This is a genomic window from Microcoleus sp. PH2017_24_DOB_U_A, from assembly GCF_020738205.1.
Lineage (GTDB): Bacteria > Cyanobacteriota > Cyanobacteriia > Cyanobacteriales > Microcoleaceae > Microcoleus.
The window spans coordinates 1-1,713 of record NZ_JAEQCT010000013.1 but is presented as its reverse complement, the minus strand read 5'-3'; the positions used below and the strand labels follow the sequence as shown (position 1 = coordinate 1,713).

Annotated in this window: 2 protein-coding genes; both read right to left on the bottom strand. The window is 40.2% G+C overall.

Translation table 11 applies throughout. The features are described 5' to 3' along the window. Nucleotides 1-1,286, bottom strand: a 1,286-nt coding sequence (locus JGK07_RS00205; protein WP_293194017.1) for a transposase, incomplete at its 3' end; no start/stop codon positions are given. After that, a complete protein-coding gene (gene tnpA / locus JGK07_RS00200; RefSeq protein WP_293194019.1) occupies nt 1,279-1,677 on the bottom strand; it encodes an IS200/IS605 family transposase in 399 nt (132 codons plus the stop codon). The genes JGK07_RS00205 and tnpA, both read right to left, overlap by 8 nt. Nucleotides 1,678-1,713: the final 36 nt, after the last annotated feature.

Sequence of the window (1,713 nt, the reverse complement as noted above, 5' to 3'; positions counted from 1 at the left end):
TTGATACTCCCCAGCCCGCTCCGGGACGGGGATTCTTGAAGAGTCCAAATGCGAACTTTCAAAGGCGAAATCAAAGCGCCTCTACTGACTCCTTCAAGACAAAGCCCTAAAGTTGCCGCTACTTTTCGCAAAATATTCGCAGCACCGTTGCAGTCTGCATTGATTTTGCTTCCATCTTTTGAACGATACAAGCCGCGACTGACACGTTTTCCAGATTCTTTCCACCCTTCAGGTTTTTCACCGAACTTAGGTAGTTCATCCTCATCCAAAAAACTCGCCTTACTCGTATAGCTTTCTTCAGTTTCAACAAATTGAATGCCATGTTGCTCGCAAAGTTGAGAAATTCTATCCTTTAATCGGGCTGTTGGAATTTGCACAAAACTTTGGTTTGTTTTACTTCCAAGATTGATTTCTTGACGCATTCCTTTGTTCCAGCCAAATACAACAGTGCCTATTTGGTTTTGCAGGCAATGATTCAATACTAATTTAGCTGCTTTATTGACGGCATCTCTAACTTGCCTATTCCGTTTCTCCGTAATCCTCCCTAATCGTTTAGACCAAAAGCCTTGAGGCTTGTTCTCTTTGATTGTTGCAACTCGTTTGTTATACCACTGATTTAATGATTTTAGGTGCAATCCATCTATAATCAAACTTGTTCCCACATTGGAAACACAGGTCAACCAATTATTTAATCCTGGGTCAATACCTAGAACTTTACTGGCATCTAATTCAACTGTTATTGGCTGAATTTTATAGACAAATTCAGCATAAAATTGCCCATTCCTCGGTAAGATGCGAATTTCTCGGATTTGGTCGTAATCTAAGTTTGACGGCATTGGTAGATAGAATTCACTAACTCCAAACCATGTTTTAACCTTACCTCCCAATGGAAACCTTAGTTGCCCGCTTTTCAACTTTACATCTGCCTTGGGAAACGTCGCCAGCTTGAGGCTATTTTTGCGGTATCCCGGCAGTTTAGGGTGTTGCGTGACTGTACCATTTTTGACACCCTTAAGTAGTCCAATATACGACTGGAATGACTCTGCCACAGTTGTTAAAGTCTGTTGAGCTACGTGAGAGTACAAGGCTTTGAAGTGGAGATTGCCTTTTAACAGCCTGTGCAAAGTGGCTTTACTTGGAAATTTTCCAGTTTTGAAATACAATTGCCGAGAGTAGTAAAGTCCACAATTAGCTAACTTGTTTGACTCTTCACAAACAAATTCTAAGATGCTTTTTAAAGTTCGATCTGCGCTAATTAAATTTTGTTGGCAACCATAACTAGACATTTTTTTGATTCTCAATATACTGCTTGACTACCGAAATAGGTGCACCGCCAACGGTTGAAATAAAGTAGCTATTAGTCCACAACGTTGGCAATCGACTTTTTAGCCAAGGAAATTCTTGGCGGAGATATCGAGATGAGCGCCCTTTCATATACCGAATGAGTTTAGCAATCCCAAATTGAGGATCGCATTCGACTAAAAGGTGAACATGATCTGGCATCACTTCCATTTCAATTAATTCGCTCTTAAACTCAGTTGCAACCTCTAATAATATTTCCTTCAGACGGATATCGACGCCTTCAACTAGAACCTTGCGACGATACTTGGGACACCACACAATATGATATTTGCAAGAGTAGACAATGTTCTTGTTTGACTTGTATTTAATACTCATACTATAGTTATACAGCTTGATGCTGTATATGGTGCT

What these genes read in the sequence shown, in the direction of transcription:
- tnpA (WP_293194019.1), bottom strand. Translation starts at nt 1,677, where the DNA reads ATGAGTATTAAATACAAGTCAAACAAGAACATTGTCTACTCTTGCAAA.